This is a genomic window from Brevibacillus sp. M2.1A (assembly GCF_013284355.2).
Lineage (GTDB): Bacteria > Bacillota > Bacilli > Brevibacillales > Brevibacillaceae > Brevibacillus.
Genome location: NZ_JABSUY020000001.1, coordinates 2,868,078 through 2,894,577, shown reverse-complemented (window position 1 = coordinate 2,894,577; position 26,500 = coordinate 2,868,078). Strand labels below are relative to the sequence as shown.

24 protein-coding genes and 1 pseudogene are annotated in these 26,500 nt (G+C 45.8%); 10 read left to right on the top strand and 15 right to left on the bottom strand.

The window, feature by feature from the left end:
• Positions 1 to 336 precede the first annotated feature (336 nt).
• The 4 genes from HP567_RS14265 to HP567_RS14250 are packed head-to-tail and all read right to left on the bottom strand — an operon-like array spanning position 337 to position 2,978.
• Positions 337 to 609 carry an alpha/beta hydrolase family protein gene (locus tag HP567_RS14265; RefSeq protein WP_173609782.1) on the bottom strand — a complete coding sequence of 91 codons (273 nt, stop codon included), beginning with the start codon at positions 607 to 609 and terminating at the stop codon, positions 337 to 339.
• Complete coding sequence (locus HP567_RS14260; RefSeq protein ID WP_173609783.1) at positions 576 to 1,025, bottom strand: GNAT family N-acetyltransferase; 450 nt, start codon at positions 1,023 to 1,025, stop codon at positions 576 to 578. Before HP567_RS14260 ends, HP567_RS14265 begins: the two co-directional genes overlap by 34 nt.
• Before the next feature lie 17 nt (positions 1,026 to 1,042).
• Positions 1,043 to 2,041, bottom strand: a complete 999-nt coding sequence (locus tag HP567_RS14255; RefSeq protein ID WP_173609784.1) for a TIGR03943 family putative permease subunit — start codon at positions 2,039 to 2,041, stop codon at positions 1,043 to 1,045.
• A 10-nt stretch (positions 2,042 to 2,051) separates the two neighbouring features.
• Positions 2,052 to 2,978 carry a permease gene (locus HP567_RS14250; protein WP_217367092.1) on the bottom strand — a complete coding sequence of 309 codons (927 nt, stop codon included), beginning with the start codon at positions 2,976 to 2,978 and terminating at the stop codon, positions 2,052 to 2,054.
• A gap of 253 nt (positions 2,979 to 3,231) precedes the next feature.
• Here HP567_RS14250 and HP567_RS14245 point away from each other — a divergent pair, with 253 nt between their 5' ends.
• The 3 genes from HP567_RS14245 (at position 3,232) to HP567_RS14235 (ending at position 5,844) form a co-directional block, all read left to right on the top strand.
• On the top strand, positions 3,232 to 3,621 hold the full coding sequence (locus HP567_RS14245) for an ArsR/SmtB family transcription factor (RefSeq protein WP_229088025.1): 390 nt from the start codon (positions 3,232 to 3,234) through the stop codon (positions 3,619 to 3,621).
• Between the two features lie 141 nt (positions 3,622 to 3,762).
• A complete protein-coding gene (locus tag HP567_RS14240; protein ID WP_173609787.1) occupies positions 3,763 to 4,803 on the top strand; it encodes a flavin-containing monooxygenase in 1,041 nt (346 codons plus the stop codon).
• 27 nt (positions 4,804 to 4,830) lie between these two features.
• Positions 4,831 to 5,844 carry a cation diffusion facilitator family transporter gene (locus HP567_RS14235; protein ID WP_173609788.1) on the top strand — a complete coding sequence of 338 codons (1,014 nt, stop codon included), beginning with the start codon at positions 4,831 to 4,833 and terminating at the stop codon, positions 5,842 to 5,844.
• Between the two features lie 67 nt (positions 5,845 to 5,911).
• On the opposite strand, the gene acsA is transcribed toward HP567_RS14235, so the two are convergent.
• Positions 5,912 to 7,627 (bottom strand): acetate--CoA ligase, encoded by a 1,716-nt coding sequence (acsA, locus tag HP567_RS14230; RefSeq protein WP_173609789.1) that lies wholly within the window; start codon positions 7,625 to 7,627, stop codon positions 5,912 to 5,914.
• Between the two features lie 162 nt (positions 7,628 to 7,789).
• Between acsA and HP567_RS14225 the strand changes: the two genes are divergently transcribed.
• The 5 genes from HP567_RS14225 to HP567_RS14205 all read left to right on the top strand — a co-directional run bounded on the left by HP567_RS14225 (position 7,790) and on the right by HP567_RS14205 (position 13,334).
• A complete protein-coding gene (locus HP567_RS14225; RefSeq protein WP_173609847.1) occupies positions 7,790 to 8,689 on the top strand; it encodes a metallophosphoesterase in 900 nt (299 codons plus the stop codon).
• Between the two features lie 42 nt (positions 8,690 to 8,731).
• Positions 8,732 to 9,739: a PucR family transcriptional regulator gene (locus tag HP567_RS14220; RefSeq protein ID WP_173609790.1), complete on the top strand. Its 1,008-nt coding sequence runs from the start codon at positions 8,732 to 8,734 to the stop codon at positions 9,737 to 9,739.
• 110 nt (positions 9,740 to 9,849) lie between these two features.
• The gene (locus HP567_RS14215) at positions 9,850 to 10,965 is read left to right on the top strand and encodes an ABC transporter ATP-binding protein (protein WP_017247792.1); all 1,116 of its coding nucleotides are present in this window, start codon (positions 9,850 to 9,852) and stop codon (positions 10,963 to 10,965) included.
• Positions 10,966 to 11,077: 112 nt separating this feature from the next.
• A complete protein-coding gene (locus tag HP567_RS14210) occupies positions 11,078 to 11,848 on the top strand; it encodes a Cof-type HAD-IIB family hydrolase (RefSeq protein ID WP_173609791.1) in 771 nt (256 codons plus the stop codon).
• Between the two features lie 85 nt (positions 11,849 to 11,933).
• Positions 11,934 to 13,334 (top strand): S8 family peptidase, encoded by a 1,401-nt coding sequence (locus HP567_RS14205; protein ID WP_173609792.1) that lies wholly within the window; start codon positions 11,934 to 11,936, stop codon positions 13,332 to 13,334.
• A 121-nt stretch (positions 13,335 to 13,455) separates the two neighbouring features.
• On the opposite strand, the gene HP567_RS14200 is transcribed toward HP567_RS14205, so the two are convergent.
• The 9 genes and pseudogenes from HP567_RS14200 to HP567_RS30010 form a co-directional block, all read right to left on the bottom strand.
• Positions 13,456 to 16,446 (bottom strand): hypothetical protein, encoded by a 2,991-nt coding sequence (locus HP567_RS14200; protein WP_173609793.1) that lies wholly within the window; start codon positions 16,444 to 16,446, stop codon positions 13,456 to 13,458.
• Positions 16,447 to 16,536: 90 nt separating this feature from the next.
• Positions 16,537 to 17,913 (bottom strand): bifunctional UDP-N-acetylglucosamine diphosphorylase/glucosamine-1-phosphate N-acetyltransferase GlmU, encoded by a 1,377-nt coding sequence (gene glmU, locus HP567_RS14195; RefSeq protein WP_173609794.1) that lies wholly within the window; start codon positions 17,911 to 17,913, stop codon positions 16,537 to 16,539.
• Positions 17,914 to 17,935: 22 nt separating this feature from the next.
• On the bottom strand, positions 17,936 to 18,094 hold the full coding sequence (locus tag HP567_RS14190; RefSeq protein ID WP_157966782.1) for a hypothetical protein: 159 nt from the start codon (positions 18,092 to 18,094) through the stop codon (positions 17,936 to 17,938).
• A gap of 113 nt (positions 18,095 to 18,207) precedes the next feature.
• Positions 18,208 to 20,040, bottom strand: coding sequence for a glutamine--fructose-6-phosphate transaminase (isomerizing) (gene glmS / locus HP567_RS14185; protein WP_173609795.1), 1,833 nt, complete (start codon positions 20,038 to 20,040; stop codon positions 18,208 to 18,210).
• 42 nt (positions 20,041 to 20,082) lie between these two features.
• The gene (locus HP567_RS14180; RefSeq protein WP_173609796.1) at positions 20,083 to 21,444 is read right to left on the bottom strand and encodes a nucleotide sugar dehydrogenase; all 1,362 of its coding nucleotides are present in this window, start codon (positions 21,442 to 21,444) and stop codon (positions 20,083 to 20,085) included.
• 27 nt (positions 21,445 to 21,471) lie between these two features.
• A complete protein-coding gene (locus tag HP567_RS14175; protein WP_173609797.1) occupies positions 21,472 to 22,275 on the bottom strand; it encodes a response regulator transcription factor in 804 nt (267 codons plus the stop codon).
• Positions 22,276 to 22,302: 27 nt separating this feature from the next.
• Positions 22,303 to 23,706, bottom strand: a complete 1,404-nt coding sequence (locus HP567_RS14170) for a glycosyltransferase family 2 protein (protein ID WP_173609798.1) — start codon at positions 23,704 to 23,706, stop codon at positions 22,303 to 22,305.
• Between the two features lie 22 nt (positions 23,707 to 23,728).
• Positions 23,729 to 24,142: a hypothetical protein gene (locus HP567_RS14165; protein WP_229088024.1), complete on the bottom strand. Its 414-nt coding sequence runs from the start codon at positions 24,140 to 24,142 to the stop codon at positions 23,729 to 23,731.
• Between the two features lie 93 nt (positions 24,143 to 24,235).
• A pseudogene (locus tag HP567_RS30010) lies at positions 24,236 to 24,373 on the bottom strand (HEAT repeat domain-containing protein); the annotation flags it as partial.
• Between the two features lie 783 nt (positions 24,374 to 25,156).
• On the opposite strand from HP567_RS30010, the gene HP567_RS14160 reads away from it, so the two are divergent.
• On the top strand, positions 25,157 to 25,486 hold the full coding sequence (locus tag HP567_RS14160; RefSeq protein WP_048032327.1) for a helix-turn-helix domain-containing protein: 330 nt from the start codon (positions 25,157 to 25,159) through the stop codon (positions 25,484 to 25,486).
• 195 nt (positions 25,487 to 25,681) lie between these two features.
• Positions 25,682 to 25,843 carry an anti-repressor SinI family protein gene (locus HP567_RS14155; protein WP_173609800.1) on the top strand — a complete coding sequence of 54 codons (162 nt, stop codon included), beginning with the start codon at positions 25,682 to 25,684 and terminating at the stop codon, positions 25,841 to 25,843.
• Positions 25,844 to 25,942: 99 nt separating this feature from the next.
• On the opposite strand, the gene HP567_RS14150 is transcribed toward HP567_RS14155, so the two are convergent.
• Complete coding sequence (locus HP567_RS14150; protein ID WP_173609801.1) at positions 25,943 to 26,455, bottom strand: DUF3907 family protein; 513 nt, start codon at positions 26,453 to 26,455, stop codon at positions 25,943 to 25,945.
• Positions 26,456 to 26,500 lie beyond the last annotated feature (45 nt).

Sequence of the window (26,500 nt, the reverse complement as noted above, 5' to 3'; positions counted from 1 at the left end):
GAATACAAAAGACCTAGGAAAATGGCCTAGATCTTCTCCTGATTCCGCTCCTATCGTCCGCGGAACATTGCATAAATAAAATTCCACCATGTTGTCTAACCTAACTATTTAGGACGCAACCCATAACTCCCCCGAAGGCACCAATAATTATCGGACCGACTCTAAAACTCTCTTCTTCCCCATTGCAGTACTAGGGAGTTTTTTTAGTGACTAAAAAGGAGCCAAAATTCCAGTCATTTAGTTTTGAGTTGAAGAAGAAAAGCATATCGCCAACCCCTCGCTAGCTCACGGGACTATCCTTTTTTATGAGATCCTTCTCTATTAGGTCACTATCTCTTATTTTAAATGTTCGTCGAAAAAAGCTTTAACAACTTCCATTGTTTGCTGTTGTGTGAAACCGTTGTGCCCTGCTCCCTTAATTTTATACATACTTGCATTGTTTCCAGCTCTACGTAATGCATTAAAAAATTCAACGCTTTGTTCATAGGGCACTACATCATCTGCATCACCATGCATAATCAATATGGGCGGAGCATCCGGACGAACATACTCTATAGCAGTGGATGTGCGGGGACTTACTTTAACCTTTTCTCGAAAAAAGATAGCCACAAACCGGGCTTCACTTCTTTTTTATCCGTCAAGGTAAAACCATGTCTCCCATACAACCGAACGGCCGGTTCGTTCAAAGAGCCAGTCGCGACGATGATCTTGCTGCTGCCATGCTCGTGGACAGAGGCGAGCAATTGACTCGCGATTCCCTTGCGAAAATGAATAGGATCTACAATCATTCGGTGAATATCCAATGTATCTCCTTCGATCAAAAAAGATACAGCCCCAGCCAGCTCGCCTCCCTCTATGTAGCCATAAAACGTTTCTCCACATGCTCTTAGTTGTTCTACCGATTCTCGCAGGGGAGGAATATCTTCTGTACCGATTATCTCCGCCTCTACACGATACGCTCTTTGCTGCATGTTCCAAAGTTTTTGTACCGTTTGTTCATCCTGTAAATCTAGTCGCACGATCATTTCGGTTCCCCCGCATTTTAACTGTCTGGTGCTGATTCAAAGCTGTAATACACATAAGGATCTTTGGGTGCGGAAACGGCTTCTACTTGAGAGGCTTTGAGAACAAGCATGTCGTACCCGTCTACCTGACGCAACTCAAGCTTTCCGCGTACTTTTACCCAGCTATCCTTTTTCCATTTGTTCGCGTCCTCTTTTTCCACCAGAACACCATAAACACTGGAATCTGCTGTACAGCAGGTGACGGAAAAACGCGCTACGACAAACTGCTGCTTGGTAAAGTCAGGCTGCCGATATACAAATCCCATTGTCTCAAGCTCTTTTCCAGCAAATTCTTTTGCATATAGCTCCATCGTGGTGAGTCCGTCCAGGAACACCTTGTCATTGAGTTCGATTACTGGCTGTTTATGTAAAAAGACGGCGATATCCGTGTAAAAGTCACCAAATCCCTCGTTCGAGAATCGCTGTCGCAATTGTTCGTCGTCTGTTGCTTGAACCGGGGGTATTGCTACTTGATTGGTTGCCTCTGGCTGTGGTTCTACGCTTTGTTCGGCATCTTCTTTTCCTTCTGCTTTCTGCTTCACATTTTCTTCTGCATTCGCATTCACATTCGCGTTCGCCGTAACATCCGCCAGCTTTCGTACATCATTGCTGAGCAGCGTGATCCCCCGCTTCTGTGCGACATCACTGCCAAGAATTTTATCCGGCATGACAAATCCCATTACGATGGGGAGTACAAACAATCCATAAACCAAAAGGGAGCCGATAGGTGTACGCGGAACTTTGTGTTGCTCCTCACAATCGCAATCGTAAACGCTACTGCCTACAAAAATTTGCCGTATGCTGACAATGGTCAACAGGGCCAGGATGACGAGCGTGACATAGCTGAACATGTGCAATCGCGGTGCGAGATAGTGACTGAGTGTTTCCGACAGGATCAAATAGGCCAACAACGCTGTAATGCCCGCCAAAATCAAACTGCGCATGATATGATGACGCTTCAATTTGTTCTGATCCATATTCTCCTCCTTATATCGGTATGAGCATGGTGACGCAAATCACTAAAAGCGTAATAGCCACGACCAGCTTGATAACAAAACCAAAACGGAATGTTCCAAATAGCATCAACGTCGTTTTTAAATCGAGCATGGGGCCGAAAACCAAAAATGCAAGCAACGAGCTGCTTGAAAACGTATTGGCAAAGGAAGCAGCGATAAACGCATCTGCTTCTGAACAAAGCGAAAACAAATACGCCATCCCCATCATGACCAAATGGGAGGTGAGCGGCGTTTGACCGATGTCCATAAGCGTATCCCTGCTGATGTACACCTGTAAAAGCGCACTGATAAACGCACCAAACAACAAATATTTTCCCATGTCAAAAAATTCATCTACCGCGTGGGCAAACGTCGAGGACAGCTTTCCACCCGTCGCTTTTACATGGTCGGCTTCATGACTGATTTGTGCTTCCATGCCAAGCCGTATCGGATTTTTTTTGACAAACAAGAAGACAAGCATGCCCACAATAAGTGCAACAACGAATCCCGCAATGCCCCGGTAGAGAGCCATTTCCGGCTGACGAGTGAAAGCGACATAGGTCGATGACAAAACAACGGGATTCACAATCGGTCCTGCCAATAAGAAAACAATCCCGACTGACAAGGGCATCCCTTTTTGGATTAAACGACGAACCACAGGGATGATGGCACATTCACATACGGGGAACAAAAATCCGAGCAACCCGGCAAACGGCAGGGCAACGAGTGGATGCTTCGGTGTCCAGCGCCTCACCTGCTCTTCTGTCACAAATGTCTGGATAAACGCAGAAAAGAATACACCCAGGAGGACAAACGGGATTGCTTCCAGCCAAATACTAAGGAAAAAGGTTTTCACATCAAGCCACAAAGGGGACCACTCTATGCTCCAACCGGAAAACAAGCTGCTGTCCGTGCCCATTGTTAACCAAACGACACTTAGTCCAAGCAGGAGCGCCCCGATTATTTCAACCAGGAATTGGCGAATCTTCAGAATCAAGTGGGAATTCTCTCCTCTCCATTTACAAATAGGTATCATTCCTATTTAGATAAAGACACCTTTTATTCCTTCTTCTCCTTTACTTTTTTTACAAGAAGAACAGGTTGTCCAGCCTTCCCTTCCCCCTGTATCCGTCTTATAATGGTGGAAAATGGTACGGTTTGGGGTGAATGAAGTGAACGAAGACATTCAGCGCATTCCCACTGATCTCGAGGTTTGTGAAGTCCAGACGATTGATGAAGAAAAAGTAAACCGGCTTCGGCCCAGGATGATGGAGACGGAAGGTGTCGCCCCTCTCTTCAAGGCTCTCGCAGACGATACCCGAGCAAAAATCATTTACGCGCTGGCGCTTGAAGGAGAACTATGCGTTTGTGATGTCGCAGCAACTATCAATAGTTCGATCCCCAATACCTCTCACCATCTGCGACTGTTAAAAAACATGGGTCTCGCCCGTTATCGGAAAAGTGGTAAGCTCGTCTATTACTCACTCGATGATGATCATGTCCGCCATTTAATCATGTGTGGAATTGAGCATGCTGCCGAATTGAAGCAATCAAAACCGTAAATCCACTGGCTTTCAAACAGGTCCGTCACCAATGTGGCGGCCTTTTTTGCTGATTTCCAAAAAACATTCAAACAATTACTTGAATATGATAATGAATGTGGTATGATGTAGGTAATCCTTACCAGAAAGAAGGCACTACTCATGAATGATTATGACGTCATCGTAATTGGCGGAGGGCAGGCAGGACTTGCGCTCGGATATGCGCTCAAGCGTAAAAATCGTCGTTTTGTCATCGTGGAGCAAAACCAACGGATCGGGGACAGTTGGCGGCAACGCTACGATTCACTGGTGCTTTTTACACCACGTAAACATAATCAACTACCTGGTCTTGCGTTTCCCGGAGAGCGGAATACGCTCCCGAACAAGGATGAAGCAGCAGACTACCTAGAATTGTACGCCAAACATTTTGAATTGCCTGTCATGCTGGGTACGACTGTTATGGAGCTCAGCAAAATTGGTTTCCGCTTCCAAGTACGGACACAAGACCGTCTGCTCTTCGCGAAGCAAGTCGTCATTGCAACAGGGCCATTTCATACGCCGTTTATCCCAGGTATTGCGAACAGCTTGGACCACACCGTTCATCAACTGCACACTTCGCAGTATAAGAATGAGAGCCAGCTCATCGACGGCGCGGTTCTTGTCGTTGGCAGCGGCAACTCTGGGGCACAGATTGCGGTAGAGCTCGCCGCTCATCGACCTGTTATTTTTTCACAGGGAGAATCACGCTCTTACTTGCCAAACTTCCTATTTGGAAAACCTATATTTGATTACATGAAGACACTTGGATTACTCGATGCTCCCCACTCCACCTGGATCGGCAAGAAAATGCGCAGCTCACCCGATCCAATATTCGGCTATAAAAAGCAGGTGCGCGAGCTCTCTCGCTCAGGAGCATTGCGGTTGGTTTCTCGAGCCGTACAGGTTAATGGGCGTACCGTTTATTTTGCAGATGGAACAGAGGCAACAGTCAATAACGTATTGTGGGCCACTGGCTTTCGACCAAACTACGATTGGTTGAGTATTCCAGATGTGCTGGATTCGAAAGGCAGACCCATTCATCTTCGGGGTATCACAAAAGTGCCTGGCCTATCCTTTCTCGGACTTCCATGGCAGCATACGAGGGCGTCAGCGCTTATGGGTGGTGTAGGAAAAGACGCCCTTTATCTAGTGGAACATCTATAAATTCTTTTCTATAAGGAGGATTCTATCATGGGCTTTCATCATCACGATCATGGAGATGGTCATGGTCATGGTCATGGTCACGATCACCATCACCATGGAAAAGGAGCCAGTAAACGAGCTCTTCTCATTTCTTTCCTCATCATTGCTGTATTTTTGGTTGTAGAAACCATCGGGGGCTTCCTCACCAATAGTTTGGCGTTGCTCTCTGATGCTGGGCATATGTTAAGCGATGCATTAGCGCTTCTTTTGAGCTTAATCGCTGTGCATTTCGCTGCACGACCACCTTCTGCAAAGAGAACATTCGGGTTGAAACGTTTTGAAATCTTGGCTGCCCTGACCAATGGTGTGACACTTGTACTGATATCCTTGTTCATTTTCTGGGAAGGGTTCCAACGCATGTGGAATCCGCCTGAGGTTGCCAGTGGCTCCATGATCATCATCGCCACAGTCGGACTCTTGGCAAATATTGCTGCAGCCATTGTACTCATGCGTGGCGATACCAAAAATAACGTCAATGTACGCAGTGCCTATCTCCACGTTCTCGGCGATCTTCTCGGTTCTGTCGGCGCAATCGCTGGTGGTATCCTGATGTGGGCTTTTGGCTGGTACATCGCCGACCCAATTATCAGTATCGTCGTGGCTGTCCTAATCATGCTGAGCGCATGGCGCGTAACGAAAGAATCTGTCAATATTTTGCTGGAAGGCGCCCCTTCACGACTGGATACAACAAAAGTGGAAGAGCGACTCAGTCAACTGCCTGGAGTTATCAGAGTGCATGACCTGCACATTTGGACGGTTACTTCCGGATTTGATTCCCTGACATGCCATTTGGTTGTTCAAGACGATTTGCCCAGCTACCCTGTATTAAATGACGCACTGGTCCTTTTGGAAAAAGAATTCGGCATTACACACGCTACCATCCAGATTGAGAACTCCTCTACTCTACATGGTGACTTACATTGCCAGGCAACAGCCGATTCCCACGATCACGATCATAACCATGAGCACAACCATGACCACGACCATCCTCATGATCATTAGACAACATAGCCATTCCTAAAAAAAGAAAACCATCTCCCGACATTTTCGAGAGATGGTTTTCCTGTGATTAATCTTCCATTGTAGACAGGTCACCAGTCGGTAGACCTAATTCCCACGCTTTCAAGACGCGGCGCATGATTTTTCCGGAACGTGTTTTTGGCAGCTTGTCGCGGAATTCGATTTCACGAGGAGCAGCATGTGCAGCCAGTCCTTCTTTCACAAACTTGCGAATTTCTTCCATCAACGCTTCACTTGGCTCATACCCAGCTCGCAGCGCGATGAATGCTTTGATAATTTCACCACGAACCGGATCCGGTTTGCCGATGACGCCTGCTTCGGCTACTGCTGGATGCTCCACCAGCTTGCTCTCTACTTCAAACGGACCGACTCGCTCACCGGAAGTATTGATCACATCATCAATACGGCCTTGGAACCAGAAGTAGCCTTCTTCATCCTTGTAGGCAGAATCCCCGGATACATACCAGCCCGGGATGCTGAAGTATTCTTCGTACTTCGCCGGGTTGTTCCAGATTTGTCTCATCATGGCCGGCCAGCCCGCACGAATTGCCAGGTTCCCCATACGATTCGGCGGCAGCTCATTTCCTCGATCGTCAATAATCGCTGCATAAATACCTGGGAACGGCTTACCCATCGATCCAGGCTTGATCGCCATACAGCGATAGTTAGAAATTAGTTGGGCACCTGTCTCCGTCATCCACCAGTTGTCATGAATGCGTTGATTGAACACGCGCATGCCCCAATGAACAACTTCAGGATTGAGTGGTTCGCCAACGCTCAGGACGTGACGCAGGCTGGACAGGTCAAATTGCTTGACGAGTTCATCCCCTGCCCCCATAAACATGCGGAACGTAGTCGGAGCACTGAACCAGATCGATACTTTGTTTTTCTCAATGACTTTATACCAATCTTCGGGAGTGAAACGTCCGCCACGTACAACAATCGTCGCTCCATTCAACCAAGGCGAAAAAATGCCATAGGAAGTACCCGTTACCCAGCCTGGGTCTGCTGTGCACCAATAAATATCATCCTCTTGCAGGTCGAGAATCCATTTCCCAGTTTGATAATGCTGGATCATGGCATTGTGGACATGCAGGACACCCTTTGGCTTGCCGGTTGAGCCTGAGGTATAGTGCAGGATCATGCCATCCTCACGATCGACCCATTCGATTTCCAGCTCGGTGGAGGCTTCTTCCATTGCTTTTTCAAAGCGGATGTGACCTTCTTTTAGCTCCTCTTCTGCACCTACAACAATCACGTGTTTTAGGGCAGGCAGGTCGCTTACGGGAATGCGCGGCAAGAGTGCAGGCGTCGTAACGATCGCAACGGCTTCGCTATTTTCCAAACGATCACGCACTGCTGCTTCCATGAACGCTTCGAACAGCGGCCCTACAATCGCGCCAATCTTGATCGTGCCTAAAACGCTTACATAAAGCTCCGGCGAACGCGGCATAAAGACGAAAACGCGGTCCCCTTTTACAATGCCCAAATTCCGCAAAACATTCCCGAATTTATTGGATAATTCGCTTAATTGCGCAAACGTATAAGTCTCGTCTCTCGTTGCATTGCTGTACATCAAAGCAATTTTGTCTTTCCGATCAGTAGCGAGATGTCGATCAATGGCTTCGTACACCATGTTCACTTTCCCGGTCTCATACCAAGAGAATTGCTTCTCCACATCCGCCCAATCAAAATTCGCATATGCTTCGTCATAATTTTCCAGATTATAAGGGCCTTCCGTTGCTGGAATTTTCTCTACGTTCATGTCTTCACTCTCCTACTCTACATCGTTTTTCTCACTACGCAACATTCATAATATTTCTACATTTTTTGCGTAATTCCTCCTGCCAGAACCTACTTATTCGATTGCGAACTTTTTCTTGTATAATTGACGGTACGCTTATCGTAAAGGAGATGGCTGACCTTGATGATCTGGTTTATTTTACTTGGCGCTATCGCCTTGTTGCTTTTTCGAGCCTATCGCAATACATTTGATGTTCAAATAAAAGAAGTAGCAATACCCTTGCAAAAATCACGGCATCTTCAACAACCGCATGATTTTGAACCGATTTCGATCTTGCATCTGTCTGATTTGCACATGGAAAACTTATCTGTATTACCCCAGCGCATTGTCGATGACTTCTCGCAGCGTCAGGTAGACCTGATTGCGATTACCGGCGACTTGCTCGACCGCGACAAAAACATTCCGAAGGCAGTTGCTTTTGTGCAATGTCTCCAGCAATTACAGCCGACACTCGGAACTTATGTAGTTTTTGGCAATCACGACTACGTGCTTACCCCTTTCAAGCTTGCACAGTTAAAATCTGAGTTGGAACGAATTGGCTGTCATGTTCTTGTCAACGAAAATGAAACGATCTATCACAAAGGGCAACCCCTGCACCTTATCGGTGTGGATGATTTCAGTACGCGCCATAGCAACCTGGCCAAGTCTTTCTTCGGTGTTCCCGAGACAGGAGCAAGGCTCGTCTTGACTCATGATCCTAATATAGTTTTGCACATGAAGGAGTATGCTTACGATTATTTGTTGTCAGGGCATTTTCACGGAGGTCAGATCCATTGGCCTCGTCCCTTTCATCTCGTAAAGATGGGGAAATTGCCGAAGCTAAATATCGTGAAAGGTCTTCATGAGATGGATGGTCGACCCTTTTACATCAGTGAGGGCCTGGGGCAAACAGGGGTAAACATCCGTCTGCGTTCCCGTCCCGAGATAACCTTGCATGTATTGGGCAGTGATGCTCCATTCAGCGTGATAGCCGCTCCAGCTCCGGCCCTACAAGAAACTGCTGCCACGCTTGCCCTCGACTAAGGTATAATAGCCTTACTTTCGTGTCGAGATGGGGGTCACCTTGTGGAAAAATGGAAGAAAGATGTCGAGCACATCCGACAAACGACGAATTTACCTATCGAATATGTACAAGTCTCACAAACGGAAGCTGCACAAGCCCAGCAGGATTGGGTACAAAAAGGTTGGGAACTAGTTGCCCTCCATTCGAGTAACGGTGTAATGACATTGATTCTTATCGAAACGGCATCTTGGCATGCTTCAGCCCGGGCGTTGTTGGATCTGATTTTTCCTCATATGGATGACCCAACAACGCTTCCCCTTCCAAAACAGATATCCAATTGGCTTTCGGGCATTGTCTCCGGTTCCCCTGTTGCAATTCCTGCTCAACTGGAAGCAAAATGGCCGTGGAAAGAAGCTCGCGTCTCCTTTTTATTAGAGCGATGCAGACCGGATCAAAAGGGAGAATGGGATTCCTTGCAGCCCTTGCTGCATGATTTTTTTGAAGGAGCACCTGATTTCATTTCGCTAACGCAAACACATGCCCTTCTCATCATCCCTGTCTCCATGCTCGATCACCAAAAAACGGCTTCAGAGCTTTTGGAGTGGGCATCTGGGCTGCATGATCTGATTTCGATGGAATGGATGGAACCCGTTCGCCTTGTTGTTGGATCGCCAATCGCGAGTCCACTAGCATTGGGCGACACTCTTTTACAGCAATTATCACTGGCCCGTGCCCTTCAAACCTATCGACCACAAATGATGGTTGCTGGAGATTGGTCTTATCCATTGGAACGATGGGCGGCTTCTCTCCCCAAAGAAATAGCAGCCGCAATCGCCAACGAGCTAACCGCTGTCATAACCGTTCCGCACATGACAGATGAACAACTGGAAACATTAGATACCTTGTTCGCCAGACAATTGAATGTAAGCGATACAGCACGACAGCTCTTCCTTCACCGGAATACACTGTTGTACCGATTGGACAAGCTGACGGAACAAACCGGATTAGACCCGCGATTGTTTCCTGATGCCGTCATGCTCCAGCTCTACCTTCTCTTTCGTCAAAATTAACAAAACATTTTGTATATAATGTCCGTATCCAACTTGCAAATGAATTGGTACCCTACCATTACAGTCATCCAAGAATTCTCTCTTCACAAACCCGAGGAGGTGCCTTTTTCATGGCAAAGGTAAGTCTTTCCCACATTTATAAACGATATGGAAACAACGTTACGGCAGTAGACGATTTTCACTTGGAAATTCAAGATCGCGAATTCCTCGTTCTAGTCGGACCATCTGGTTGTGGAAAATCTACCACGCTGCGCATGATTGCGGGTCTGGAAGAGATTTCGGAAGGTGATTTATACATAGGCGATCGCCGTGTCAACGATGTGGCTCCCAAAGATCGCGACATCGCCATGGTTTTTCAAAGCTATGCACTCTATCCGCATATGAATGTATATGAAAATATGGCTTTCGGTCTGAAATTGCGCAAATTCTCCAAATCCGATATTGATAAGCGCATTCAAGATGCAGCTCGAATTCTCGATATTTCGCATTTGCTAGACCGCAAGCCAAAAGCGCTGTCCGGGGGACAAAGACAGCGTGTCGCACTGGGCCGTGCTATCGTGCGTGAACCGCAAGTATTTTTGATGGATGAACCGTTGTCCAACCTCGATGCGAAGCTACGTGTACAAATGCGCACGGAAATTTTGAAACTGCATCAACGCTTGAATACCACAATCATTTATGTGACGCACGATCAAACGGAAGCCATGACTATGGGAGACCGGATCGTCGTCATGAAGGACGGCCTCATCCAACAGGTGGCAACCCCGACTGAAATCTACAATCATCCAGTCAATCTGTTTGTAGCAAGCTTCATCGGCTCCCCTGCGATGAACTTTGTGAAAGGGAATCTTTCCGAGAAAGACGGAGCACTCTATTTTGATGCCCAAAATATTCATGTACGCTTCCCGGAAGATAAAGCCAAGACTTTACGGGAAAAAGGTTATGTAAATAAGCAGGTTATTTTTGGGATTCGCCCCGAGGACATTTACAGCGACGCCTCTTTTATGGAAGCAAATCCATTTGAGAGCTCACTGGAAGCAGAAGTGGAAGTCGTAGAAAATATGGGTTCCGAATTGTATGTCTATTTCCACAATATCGGGGATACCCAGATGGTAGCGCGTGTGGATTCTCGTGAAGCGCTCAAACCAAAGATGAAGGTAAAACTAGCGATGGATCTTGCCAAATGTCATGTATTTGACAGCGAGACAGAAGTAGCTGTATTCTAATAGCGAAATGAAAAGGAGTGTCCCAAACGGCATTCCTTTTCCTATTTTTTTGTGCAAAACTTTTTATAGAGAGAACACCTAGAGAGAGAGCGTGGAGAGGAGCGGATAAGAAGTGGCTTATCAAATCGTCTTTTTTGACATTGACGGAACCTTACTGAACACCGATCACATCATTCCACAAACAACGGTGGACGCCATACAGACATTAAAACAAAACGGTGTCCATGTCGCGATCGCAACAGGACGAGCTCCTTATCATTTGATGCCAATCGCTGAGCAACTAGGCATTGAGACATTCGTGGGCTTTAACGGGTCGTATGTGAAGAGTGAAGGAAAGATCATTCATCACACGCCAATTGCTACAGAAACATTGGCACAGCTCGAACAAATGGCTGAGGGTTATTCCCATCCGATGGTATTTTTGAGCGCAGATCACTTCTATGCCAATACGATGGACCACCCACATATCATCGAGTCTTTTGATTGGTTGGGACTGGAATACCCAGCGTATCGCCATCGCTACTGGGAGGAAACGCCGATTTATCAAGCATTTCTATACTGTGGTCCTGATGAAGCAAGGTACACAGGAGAATTCCGTGACGTTACTTACATTCGTTGGCATGAACACTGCATGGATATTTTGCCCCCAAACGGCTCCAAGGCAAAAGGAATTGAAGCCGTCTTGAAACATTTTGGACTCACTCCTGCGGATGCTGTTGCCTTTGGAGATGGATTGAACGACAAAGAGATGCTCTCCTATGTTGGTATGGGAGTAGCAATGGGGAATGCTCATGAAGAATTGAAGCCGTTCGCCAATATGATTACGCTCCACGTAAACGACAATGGCATTCAACATGGTTTAGCAAAGCTTGGATTAATCTAGTCACGCCAATTGTAAGCTATTTCCTTCATAATCACTCCCTTCATGTGCACGATATAGATAACAGCACTGGAGGGAGTGAGTTTTTTTGCGCGTCTGGCCTTTTGTTGCCGCTATTGCCTTGGTCGGTCTCGTAGTTGTCCCGTATCGGATGAATCAGAATGCAGAGCAGGAAATGCGCGAACCTCATCCCCGCGTGACATCCGTTCAAGCGAGAATTCCCCGCATTAACTACATTGAACAAGTGAAAGACATTCGTCGTGACCTGGAGACAAAAAGCCATATCCAAACGCTTCATCATAACCAGCGTGATCGCAGTCATTATGTAGAAAATGAAGTTGTCGTGCGCTTTTCCCCTCGACCCAAGCAAGAAAAAATTGATGAGCTCGTTTCTTCGTTGGATGCCAAGATCAAGCGCGACTTTGACAAATTTCTCATTATCAAATCAAAGAGCATGACTACCAAGCAGCTCATGAAAAAACTGGCTGAACATCCTGACTCCGTATTTGCCGAGCCAAATTACCTTTTACTCCCGAACGTGAAACCAAACGATACGTACTACAAGGAATACCAGTGGAATCTTCCTCTGATCGGCATGGAGCAAAGCTGGGACGTCAGTGAAGGTAGCAGTGATGTCATCGTTGCAGTCGTCGATACAGGTGTGGATATGAAGCATCCGGAATTTGCCGGTAAGCTGGTCAAAGGCTATAACGTTTTGGATGGCAGTAACAAACCCGAGGATGATAATGGTCATGGAACCCATGTATCAGGTGTCATAGCGGCGAAAACGAATAACAGAGATGGCATTGCCGGGATGTCCTGGAATAGCAAGATTATGCCGGTCAAAGCCATTGGCGCAGACGGCTCGGGATCAGCTGTAGACATCGCACAAGGTATTTATTGGGCGACTGATAACGGAGCGGATGTCATCAACTTGAGCGTAGGCAACTATACCTCCTCAGCCGCTCTACGGGAAGCTTGTCGCTACGCCTTTGAAAGGAATGTCGTGTTGGTCGCGGCTTCCGGAAACGACGCAAGTGATCAACCTAGCTTTCCTGCAGCCTATGATGAAGTCCTGGCCGTTGCCGCTGTCGATCACCGCAAGGAACGCGCCGATTTTTCCAACTTTGGCGATTATGTAGATGTATCTGCTCCCGGGGTCGATATTCCGAGCACGTACATTTATAGCGACTATGCCTCGCTATCCGGTACTTCGATGGCATGTCCTCACGTCGCTGCACTCGCTTCGCTCATCCGTTCCATTCATCCCGACATGAACACCCGAGACGTGATGAATCTCATTAGACATTCCGCAACTGACCTCGGAGCTCCAGGTCACGACCAGTTGTACGGGTACGGTATCATTAACGTGAACCAAGCCCTTCGCCAAGCCCAACCGGTCGAGCAAGTCAAAACGGAACAGCCTCCAAAAACAATTGGCGGCTTACTTACCAAGTTTTTCCAACGTCTGCGTTTTGGGGCACAATAAATGCAGTAATAAATTTCGGTGAACAAAAAGGCGTACGTCCCCGTTTAAGGTTTGTACGCCTTTTTATATACATTTCGGAGCGATTCGAATAGAAAAAGGTGGCATCTAACCACCTTTTTCGTTACTCATGCCTTGGCATACCATATGCTTTGTACGCCTTGCGCAAAATCTCAAAGCTCAGCTTTTTTCGTTCATGGTACGTTGGCAAATCCCATTTGTCCCATTGGTACAAGAGTGGTTTGGAAGCTTCCCGAGAGAATGGCTTTTGATTGGAATGTGCAAATACTTCCACACCAACCCCTTTACTTTCGGTTGGAACGATTCCATTCGCCTCATACGGGTATTTCCAAACCTGTTTGCTACTCGGGTCAGTATACCCCAGAAACATCCAAGGAATACGTATTTCCAAAACATTGCCTTTTGCATACCAATCCGCCAATGAGTTGTACGTCGGATCTTCTGGATCGGAAATCCCTGGTTTCATGATGCCCACTTCCAACTCTTCGAAAGGCATTTTTTTCTTGGTTTCCGGTAAATACAATGCTTTGTTGAGTGTCAGCTTCCATGGCAAGAATATGCCCCTATCTGCTTGATCATAACGTTCATCCCAAGGCAGCATTCCCTTGATATACCCATATAGCCAACTATGCTGATCATAGGCGCTATTGACAAAAATGCGAGAATTGCTTTCCCCTTGCATTCGCAATAAAAATTCGATCTCTTGGGAAAATGTAATTCCTGGTGCTTGATCAGCTGTTCGACTCCCACCACTCAGCGTATCAAAGCCAATATCCAGCCTGTCCTTTGAGAAATCCCAAACCCCTTCGCTCTTCTTTAGCATGAGATACAGGTACGCTTCATCGTGTGAAACAGAGAGATCAAATCCGGGATAAGCACGTTTGACACGCTGAAGTCTTTTTTCCCAATCTGCTGTTTTCCCATCAAGGATGATCTGGTCAGATACGTAATTACCAGGTTCGACCGCGATGACGCCAAATTTCTCCTCGTTTGTTAACGGATTGTTCCACATTGCCCTCCGTTCCCAAGGCAGCTCCAGGTCAATCGTATTCCAAGTAAATTTGAACCATTCATCCTGCCATGCGAATAAAAGTGCACCATCGTAACCCTCTTCAAAAATACTGCGCAGCATATCGGCGTTCATCTCGCCTTGCTCTTGTTCCGTATGCATTCCCTGATTCCGTCCAGCAGGCCCATAATGAGTCATTCCTCGCGAGCTAGGTACGCCATATTCGGCAACTAACAATGGGATTCCTTTGTGGTGGGCACGCAAATCACGCAGGTAGCCGGCATACGGATTTATCTTGCCGCTTGAATCCCGGTACGTTTGATACTTTCCCTCATATCGCAAAAAGTCCGGGTAATACGGATAGACATGATATGCGGCAAAGTAACCAGCTGTCCATTCCGCCGAGGCTTTCAGATTCATCGGGTCAATCGAGACCATATCCTCTTGCGGCAGCGGCTCGTTGGGATGCGACAGCGGATCGGTCGTCAGCCAATTTGTAAACGATACCGGATGCTGCCATCCATATTTCATCTCTTCCTCAGCCAAATAATCAAGCATGGAGGCAAGCCAGCTTTCAAAAGGAGACGCTTTTTCCGTTGTTATGATATATTTTCCCTGATAAGGAGGCATGTCCAGATTTGTTGCATTCGTCACCTGTACCGTATACGGATGCCACTCGGTACCGAGTATCCACCCTACCAAGTATTCCGACACATCTGTTCGATATTCACCGCTGGCACGACCGTACCGCTCCGGGAGAGTCACGTCTCCATGGACTGCTTGTACAGCGTCTTTAATCTCCTGGCGAAAATCTCTGGTTATCTCGGGAGTAAATGCATCCCGTCCTTTCCGATCTTCACCCGCGAGCGCTTCATCCGGCGACCAGATTCCTTGCAGTAGGAGCAACGGCTCTTCCTGCTTTTGGTTGAATTCATGTAATGACTCATAAAAAATCGGAGGTAGAATTGTATAAATGCGGACGACTTTGTTATTCATTTCTTTCATCTGTGAAAACCAGCGCAAGTAATCTTCGCGGGTCGGGGAGAGCTCTCCAGGATAGTGCCCTGGTGTCGTTGCACCCAGATTGATTCCCGCCCAAAACACGGGTTCCCAGCCTTGCCCGTTATAGAGGGCAATATCCCCGCCGTCTACTTTGGCAACCAGCTTCTTGCCTTCACCTTCGAATACAGGCATCGGTTTTGCCGCTTTGCTTGCTTCCATTTGGGCTTCGCTTTTTTTGACCAGTTCCTTCCACTTCTCGTAATCATGGATGGCGTATCCGGCGTAGCCTCCAAATTCTTCGAGATTATCTTCGAGAACGGCCAGCTGCTCCTCCAATCCGCCATGCCCTTCCTCATAAAAGGTTGTGTTTTCTCCCTCTGCGCTTTGCAGCAGGTTAAGGCCTACGACCACTTTGTTTTTGTGACCGTTCGCTTCGTTCATGATCGGGTTCACAATTTCCAATACCCCGTTCGGTCCCTCTATCCTGTCGCGGTAGGCCATTAACGTTACATGATCTAGCGTGCTGACCAGCCACTTGCTGACCGTTTCCGATTGGTCTGCCAGCGACAGCTCGTACATCCAAAACGGAATATCGACACTTAGCTCCAACGCTGGGTCCTTTTTGATTTCCGCGGACAAGTATTCGATATTGGCTACCCATTCGTTTTTGATTACTTCTTTATTCTCATTCCATTCGGGTAGTACGTGAGGTTCTATATCGAGATGGAGGCCGCTAAATCTTTCACCTTCTCCTGCTGATTTATTATAGGTCTGAACCCAGTTTAAGAAGGTGGTAATACTTTTTCGATTAGAAATGAGAGACCAGACCGGATCTCCCGCAAGAGCATCCACGCGAATGCCGGATGCATTTGCTTCCTTAATAAAGGAACGATAATCTTGATGGGCAACATTTTCTTGGTCAATATGCAAATAAATGAGATTGACGTCATGTTGCTTGGCAAATGCGATGATTTCTTCTCTTTCTGTAACAATGAGCTGCGTATTCCAAATCCAGGTCGCGATCATCGGCGGAGTCTTATACAAATAAGCGATGATTGCGATGACTGGTATGATGATGATCAAAAAACCAAGCAGTAGCTTTTTTTTGCTTGATCGATTTTGTTCTGGTTCTATGCTAGCTGTAAAAATAAGACATCCTCCTACTGACTGCGATTATGGGCGGGTTGTCATCAACCGTTTGGCATACTGCTCTTTGATGCTCTGACGTTCTCTGGCGATGGCCAAAGCGTCGTTCGGAACATCATCTGTGATCGTAGAGCCTGCGGCTACATAAGCGCCCTCTCCGATGGTAACTGGAGCGATCAAGTTGGCATTGCAACCAATAAAGGCGTGATCACCAACGATCGTTTTATGCTTGTGGACGCCATCGTAGTTGACAGTGATTGTACCGCACCCTACGTTTACATGTTCACCAATATCAGAATCACCAATATACGAGAGATGAGCAACCTTTGCACCTTTCCCGAGACGTGAATTTTTCAGTTCGACAAAATCTCCGACTTTCGCCCCCTCACCTACATCTGAACCTGGACGAATATAGGCATAAGGACCAACCACAGCTCCATCTCGAATCGTGCTATTACATACATTTGAGTAGCGAATTTCTACGTTATCCCCTACGATACAATCACTTACGTCTGCATTTGGTCCGATGACGCAAGCCGGTCCTATCGTTGTTTTCCCGCGAAGGTACGTTCCCGGATGAATAACCGTATCAGGTCCGATACACACATCGGCATCAATATAGGTGGAGGTTGGATCAATGATCGTGACCCCGTTTTGCATATGCTGCTCATTGATTCGCATACGGAGCAATCTCTCGGCGCAAGCCAGCTGGATTCTGTCATTCACGCCGCCCCCCTCTTCCGCATCATCGGTCATAAAAGCCCCAATGCGCTCGTTTTGCTCGTTTAAAATACTCAAAACATCAGGCAAATAATACTCTTTCTGGGCATTATCATTTTTCACTCGAGATATGGCTTGAAACAGCTTTTGGTTGTCGAAACAATACATTCCTGTATTGATCTCGCATACGAGCCGTTCTTCGGCTGTTGCATCCTTGTGCTCCACGACCCGTTCTACAAGACCGTTTGCGTTGCGGATCAATCGCCCGTACCCTGTAGGATCGTCTACGCGTGCTGTTAATACAGTTGCTGCTGCATGTTGAGTTTCATGTTGCTCGAGCAGTTGCGCCAGTGTTTTCTCCCTCACCAATGGTGTATCCCCGCTCAACACGATCGTTGTTCCCTGTTTGTCATGCAGGAGGTCAGCCGCCATCATCACTGCATGGGCAGTCCCCAATTGCTCGGACTGGTAAGCATAGCGGACAGAAGCACCGAATTGCTTTTTCACTTGCTCGGACCCATGCCCTACAATCAAAATAATCTCATGGATGCCAAGACCATGTAATCGGTCGACAATATGCTGGATCATTGGTTTGCCACAAACCTCATGGAGCACTTTGCATCGCGCAGACCTCATTCGTGTCCCTTTTCCCGCTGCCAATACAATTGCATAACGACTAGTCATGTGATCCTCCTATCAGATCGACTTATTTGGCTTCTTTGAAGTACGGCCTTACTCTGTTGACAATATCCTCAACAATATCTCTCGTTCCCATTGTCGTTGTCTGTTGACCTTTCTCGTAAACCTGAAGCATGATTTCTATCAACGTTTTTTGATCAAGAGTTTGGTCAGTGGAATCCATCATGGACACTTCAGCCCCTTACGGAAATAAATGTAAATCCGACAAGTCAAAATGGGGAAAGAATCCCGTTCACTCCAATAAGCTGGCTGTTCCGGGATTCTTCCAAATCATATTTTTTATTCAACGGTTACACTTTTGGCAAGATTCCGTGGCTTGTCTACATCATTACCCAATGCCAGAGAAGTATAATACGAGATCAACTGCAGCGGAATAACGGACAGGATGGGGGTAAATACAGGCAAAGTCGCAGGCACAAAGCACACTTCGTCAACATTTCGGTGCAATTCGACATTCCCTTCCAATGTGATCGCTAACACATTCCCACCTCGGGCCTTCACTTCTGTAATATTGCTAACCATTTTTTCTTGCAGCTCTTTTTGTGTCACCAAGGCAATGACAGGCGTACCCTCTTCGATCAAAGCCAGCGTTCCATGCTTTAATTCCCCTGCAGCGTATGCCTCTGAGTGAAGGTAAGAAATTTCCTTCAGCTTCAAGGACCCTTCCAACGCCACAGCATAATCAATGCCTCGACCGATAAAGAACAGGCTGGCATGATTTTGGATAGACTCGGCATAGACGCGAATATCATCCGCATGTTGGAGTGCCTTTTCAGCCTGCTCAGGCAGCTGTCGCAGATTGGCAATCATGAATTCCCGCTCTGTTTCGGTAAGCGTCTCCTTCACCTGAGCCAGATACAATCCGAGCAGGTAAAAAACGATTACCTGAGAGGAGTACGCCTTCGTTGAAGCGACAGCAATTTCCGGCCCGGCAAAGGTAGCAAGTACGTAATCGGCTTCACGGGCAATGGAGCTGCCCTGTACATTCGTGATGGCCAAGACCTTGGCTCCCAGGCGTCGACTCTCCCGCAACGCTGCCAGCGTATCAGCTGTTTCACCAGACTGGCTCACGACAATGACCAACGTTTTTTCAGATATAATAGGGCGGCGATATCTGAATTCTGAAGCGACATCGATCTCTACCGGTATCCTCGCCAGTTCTTCGATCACATTCTTGCCGATCAACCCTGCATGATAAGCGGTTCCGCACGCTACGATGAATATTTTCTCAAACCGATTGATTTGTTCTGGATGTAGTTGAAAATCCTTTAAAACAATTTGCTTTCCGTCCTCGTCAATCCGGTTGAGCAGCGTGTTCCGAAATGCATTTGGCTGCTCGTAAATTTCTTTTAGCATGAAGTGCTCAAAACCGTCCTTCTCCGTCTGTTCCACATTCCAATCTACGCGGAATAACTCTCGTTGAAGCGGTTCGCTCGTTTCCACTTTCATGAGAGAAACACTGTCTTTCTTGAGAACCGCCATTTCCCCATCTTCTAAGATGACAATTTCGCGTGTGTGCTCAAGTACAGCAGAGATGTCGGAGCCAATGAAGTTTTCTCCTTTGCCTACCCCGATAATTAATGGACTTGCCAATCGGACTGCCACCATTTTATCTGGTTCGTACTCGCAAATAACCCCGAGAGCATATGCTCCGCGCATACGCAGTACTGCATTTCGAACCGCGGTAACGAGATCGCCTTCGTATAGTACAGCAATGAGATGAGCAATGACTTCTGTATCGGTCTCGGATGTAAACGTGACACCATGGTCCAAAAGCTCCTGCTTGATTTCCAGATAGTTTTCGATAATACCGTTATGGACAACAGAAAACTTTCCCGATTCATCCGTATGCGGATGTGAGTTCTCATCGGATGGACGTCCGTGAGTGGCCCAACGCGTATGTCCGATTCCCAAACAACCTCGCATAGGAGATTGGACGAGCCGTTCTTCCAAAACGGCCAGCCTTCCTTTCGACTTGCAAATCTCCATTTTTTCACCGTTAAATATTGCGACACCAGCCGAGTCATAGCCGCGATACTCCAACTTCTGCAAACCATTTGTCAGGATTTTTTGCGCTTGCCCCTCACCAATATATCCCACGATACCGCACATACGATTGCCTCCCTATTCCGTAATCATCAGCCAGTTTTCTAATTAAGCCAGGAGTACGACTCGTTCTTCCTCGGCGTGCATCCTTGCCGGATTCCCCAGCTTGTAAATGTGTTGACCTGTTATGCTGTCAAAAGCATTTCGTGTATCAATGATGGCTACACCCAGGTCAGCAAACTCCTGATAGTCAAAGCTCTTATGATTCGTAACGAGTACCATGCAATCGTAATTTTTCATTTGTTCCAAGTCATGCGGAATGGAACGAACTGTGTTCCCGCGTTTGTCTACAAAGCTTTGTGCATAAGGATCGTAGTAATCCACACGTGCCCCATTTTCCAAGAACAGCTCGTATATATGCAAGCCTGGGGATTCACGTAGGTCATCAATGTCAGGCTTGTAGGCCATCCCCAAAATGAGAATCCGGGAGTTTTTGATTGATTTGGCATAAAGATTCAGTACCTGTGCTGTTTTATTGATCACATAGTCTGGCATATTGTCGTTAATCGATTGTGCCAGCTCGATGAATTTGCTATGAAAACGGAAGCCCTTTGCCTTCCATGAGAGGTACATCGGATCAAGCGGAATGCAATGCCCACCGATTCCAGGACCTGGATAAAATGGCATGTAGCCAAACGGTTTCGTTGACGCAGCTTTGATAACCTCCCACACATCGATGCCCATTTTGTCGCACATCATAGCCATTTCATTGATAAAGGCAATGTTTACACTCCGGAATGTATTTTCCAGCAATTTAGACATTTCAGCGACCTTCGGAGAAGAAACCGTTACTACATTCGTAACCAAATTGCTATACAACAAGGCCCCCAACTCCAAGCACTTCGGCGTGGTTCCCCCGATTACTTTTGGCGTATTGTGTGTGTTGAAGGAATAGTTACCTGGGTCTACTCGCTCAGGAGAGAAGCAAAGAAAGAAATCCTTTCCGACGGTCAGACCCAGCTTTTCGAACTCCCATTGAATCAATTCTTCTGTCGTCCCCGGGTAAGTTGTGCTCTCAAGCGTAATCAGAAGGTTTTTCTTTTTATATTTAATAATTTCACGGACAACTCCCTTAATGAAGGACGTATCCGGATCTTGATTTTCACTGAGCGGCGTTGGCACACATATGCTGACGGCATCCAGCTCCTTGAGCACCCGATAATCAGTAGTCGGGAAGAATCGCTGAGCAGAAAGGCTTGATTGGATCACATCGCAAGGAACGTCCTGAATATACGACCTCCCTGCAAGCAAGGTTTCTACCTTCCGTTGGTCCAAATCGATGCCGTAAACAGAGAAACCGCTTTTTGCCATTTCCATAGCGAGGGGAAGACCAACGTACCCAAGACCAATTACCCCGACTTTTACGGTTTTTGATTCCATTTTTTGCTTCAATTTTGTGAAGTAGCTCATTTTTTTCTTCCTCCCTTTTATCTATCTTTAAGACAATAGACTTCTCACTCGTGCTTCCAGGTCCACTGGTGAAAATGGCTTCGCTATATAATCTGAGACTCCCAGCTCGAATGATCTTTTCTTGTCGTCTTCCAACCGTTTGTGGGTTAACACCACGATTTTGGTGCCATGCTCAACTGCATTGATCTTGCCGATGAGCTGGTAACCGTCTTCAATGGCCAAATTGACATCGGTGATAACAGCGTCCGGTAAAAATCGTTTGTATTTTTCCCACGCTTCTCTCCCGTTGTCCGCCAAATAAACGCAGTAACCTTTTCTTTGTAAATAGATGCGTAAAAACTCATTCACAGTTTCATCTTGCGAAACAAGCAAAAGACTTCTCTTTTCTTCCGATGATCTTTTACCGCTGTATATGTGAATCTCACCAGCGCTTCCCTTTCCAGCAGTAATCTCCTGTACCATACCACTTAGAACTTGTGCTGCTGATTCCCCCTGTTCAGGGAAGCTGGCGATGAATACTGGCCCTGCCAACAGTTGTTGGGTCTGTAGCTGTTCCTTGATGAAGAGAGAATAGAAATGAGTATTGCCTAGCATTTGATCGCCAAGGAGAATTCCCAGAATGCTGCTTTGTTTGTCGTAAAAACAATGGATATCCGTAAACCCCTCTGCTTTTGCCAAAGACATTTTCAAATCTTGGAGCTTTTCCTCACTGCTTCCATTCGTGACAGCCAGAATAATCCCGCATGGCAACTGACTCGACTCATAGAAGGTAAGCACATGTTCAAAGGCTTGAAATAAAGGAAACGAATACGCTTTTGCAATCTGACTCATGGTATCTCCCTCCTGTGCCTTATTTCTCTATGTTTTCCAGCTTGTTCTCGTCATGGTTCCCCATGTGTTATTGTTGCGCATAAACTCGATATGCCCCAGAAATCTCCAAATGACTCCCAACTGCTGATATCCAAGAAACATGAAGAAGAGGAATGCCAACATCTTGAGGTTGTCGCGAAATCTTGTGTAACGCTTGAAGGCCAGCTCTTCCATAAAAAGAGAACCGATCCCGAGCAGCACGCCAAACAAGAGATTCAGCAGCGCATAGATAGCCAGTATTCTCCATTGAGTCATGTCCATCAATGTATATCCCAGCAGAGCCAAAAAACCGGTAAACCTGAAATAAGGATTGAGCGTTTCGAAAATGATGTTATAGGGAAATGTAATCAGCCCTACAACTTTGTACTTGGGACGGCCTACTATATAAATACCGTACTCCAGCATGTTTTTAAGGTTGCCACGTCCCCATCTTCTTCGCTGGCTGCCAAGTATTTTCAAGGTATCAGGAGCCTGGGTCCAGCAAACGGCATCAGGGCAAAAAGCCACTCGATATGGAAGTTTATTTTCAAGCATATATTTATGAAGCTTGATGATAATGTTCATGTCCTCGCCGGGATATCCCCCTCGATAACCGCCGGCTTTGACAACGAAATCTTTTCGAAATACCCCAAAGGCACCAGACACAATAATCAGTCCGTTGATTGAGCTCCAACCGATCCTTCCCCCTAGGAATGCCTTTAGGTATTCGACACACTGAAACATAGGCAAAATTTTGTTAGGAAGATTGACTTTCTTTATCATTCCATCCTCGATTTCACAACCGTTCGCAATTCGGACTATGCCGCCGATTGCGACCGTTTCTTCAGGGTTTTCCATGTACACCTTGGCGATGCGGATCAACGCGTCCTTTTCTAATAAGGAATCAGCATCGATGGAAGCAATCAATGGATAATGGGAAAGATTAATCCCAGCGTTTAGCGAGTCGGCTTTTCCTCCGTTTTCCTTATCAATGAGATATAAATTCGGATATTGCGGATTGTAATAAACGCCTCGTACGTTGGAGGTTTCCAATACTCTGGAGCCCCCTGCATACTCTGTGCGAGTTAACTGGAACTCCTGTAACAAAACTTGCAACGTTTCGTCTTTGGAACCGTCATTAATAACAACGACTTCATACTTGGGATAATCTAGCGCGAGAAGCGAACGAACGTTTTCAATGATGGTCAATTCCTCATTGTAAGCGGGAACGAGAATCGAAATTTGTGGTACGTACTCTGATCCAGAGAGTGACTGAAAGCGAGAATACATGGAGCTTTTGATGATGGAAAAAATATTTTTGATGGACAGGCTTAGAATCGTTAAATAGAGCGTCTCAATCACGATTACGTAATAAACAGCAAAGATCCCGTATGCTTGCAAAAAGTCCCTCATGTCAAACTCCTTTCAGGTATAGTTACACGGCATAAACATACCGGCTTTTCTTGTCCACCTGCTCATCCTCATTGATTTGCTTTTTGTAACTGGCATACGTCTCAATCATTTCAGTATTCTGACAAACTTCCATATCGTTCGTCTTCATCAAGGACTCGAATAATGCCGTTGCCAAAACAGCATCATATTTGAACAGCAACCTCATTGACTGGATGCGGACTTCCTTGTCTTCCGAATCGATCTGCCGATATACCAAATCGGCAATCTCCGCGGTTAAAGGAGCAGACCATCCAATCAAAGCGATTTTATTCAAATCCTTGTCCGTACTTCGCAAACATTCAAGCAATAATGGTGTGCAATCGAGATCTGTCTCTTTCATGATGTCAACGGCAAGGTAATGATTGCTTTTTCGATGTTTTACAAGGAGCATCAGCATGTTCCTTATATCCTCCAGATTTCTCGCACACTTAGCGATAGATCTCGCGATGATAAAATGAGTGGGATCGAGTTTTTTTGTCTGTAGCAATTGTAGAAGTCTTGGTACAGCTTCCTCCGACCGCATTGCTCCTAGAAAGTACGCTGCATCGATCCTTATCCAATGGAAGCGACTATACAGCCTTCGGAGGTTTTGCTTGACGAGTCCTATATCCTCACATAGTGTAATCATTTTCTCTCGGTGGCTTCCTGTTAGAGATTCGATCCATTCAATGAGTTTTTGTTGCAGAACTCTCATTTCCAAACGATTTAATTGCCAGTAAGGCGGTTTCAATCTCTCAGGCGAGTCCATATGAGACTGGATATACGTGAAGTAGTCTTGAAACTGTCTCAGGTAAACGCGCGTTCTCCTTTCTATCAACAAGTTCCTTGATTTAATCACCAAGATCCCCATAAAAAATAGTATAATTATTACAATTAGCAGGCAGATTACCGTTACTGCTTCTGACAAATTGGCATGCAGAATGGATCTCTCCTCTCCGATTTTTTTTGTACGTTTTTCTGTGCATTCCTATCCATTTCAAATCGACAGCAGTAAACGCCGTTCAAATTCGAAACTTTCTTTATAGAGAACACTTTGTTCGTTTTGTTCTTTATAAAGAACGATTTGAAATTAGTATCCTGTACAAGCAAAAGAATGTAAAATATCAATTTTCTCTAAAAATAGACCAAAAACAGCGAAAATCGACTATTTTGTTGAATAACGTCTGAATATCTCGTTTTTGCTCAACCTTAATAACGAACAACGCGTTTCTTATAAAGAACAACCACAATTATAGATACTTAGCCATAATGGGGCTACATTTCATCTAGTAGAAAGGTAATTTTTTAGCAGTGTCAGTAGGTTCAATTCGAATAAATGAGCCAAACGACACAGGACTAGTCCCACAAAAAGTTGTGTTTCAGCTATGTTGACGTTATAATAAACGAAGAGATTTAAAGGGGTGGCTATTACATGATCGGCTCGCGTATACAGCAGCTTAGAATAGACAAAGGCCTTTCTCTTTCTGATTTAGCTGAACGCGCTGGTGTCGCCAAGTCTTATCTGAGTTCAATCGAGCGTGGCATTCAGCGAAATCCTTCTATTCAATTTCTTGAGAAAATCGCACTAGTATTAAATGTGACAGTAGACACATTGCTTCAGGAAAAAGATATTCCTTCAAGCGAGAATGTTGATGAAGAATGGTACAAGCTGATCGAAGAGGCTATGAAATCCGGGGTAAGTAAAGAACAGTTTCGGGAATTTTTGGAGTACAATAAATGGCGGTTAAATCGACATAAATAACATTGTTGCCAGCACTGAAATAGTGGTGGCTTATTATTTTTTGCATGAATTTAAAACAAAAGTCACAAATACTAGATTTACATATGAAACTGAATTAAGTATCATTTCTGATATAAGCTTTTTACCTATCTTTTTCCAACCATTTTTTGGGTATTTTATTTGTTTTTACAAAAGGAGGGTAAAAGGGGAACTAACATGAAAACCACTCCGTCTCCTAAAGATCTCCTGGATAAGGAATGGATCGATCTAATCCTTACAGCACGAAAAATGGGATTAAGCATTGAGGAAATTCGTTTTTTTCTCATGAACTCTCCTCTCTCTTTTGATGAGGAGAAAAGTGAGTACTTCGAAGCATAATGTACACAGCCATTATCCATTACGCTACACTTTTATAAATAATAGGACTTCCATCAGGGTTCATCCCTGATTGGGAAACCAAAGAAAAACACAGGCTTATTAGGCCTGTGCTTTTTCTATTTGCATACTTTTTTTCGCAATGTAGTCGGTCTCATAATATTGAAGATCATTACGCATCTGTTCGAACACTCTGGCCAGGGACAAGGTCAACTCCTGCAACTCAGGGACTACCTGCTTGCGGAAAATGATACAGTCCTGACCTGTATAGGCCAACCGCCCATCTTCTTCGTAGACCTCACCTTTTGGATAGTAGAAGTTATTTATACAGGTATGGTAGACCTGATACAATACTTCCTCGGCAAACTCCTCATGGAATCGTGCGCGTCGGAGTGATACTCCCAGCCTTTCGTATGCATTTTCGCAGTAGACCAAAAGGTGGCGCAAGTCGGAAAGATAGTTACGGTAATACGTTTCAAATTCTTCAGGATCACGTGACGCAGATACTAGAGCAGATAAGGTAACCTGATTCAAAAAACGTTCCACTTCCATGCTGACCTTTTTCAACTTGGTGTACGTCTCCTCGCACAATTGCTTTAGATGAGTCGCTGACATAAAGTCCCCCTAGTGTTGAAGAATCTGCCTTTTTTATAATAAGTA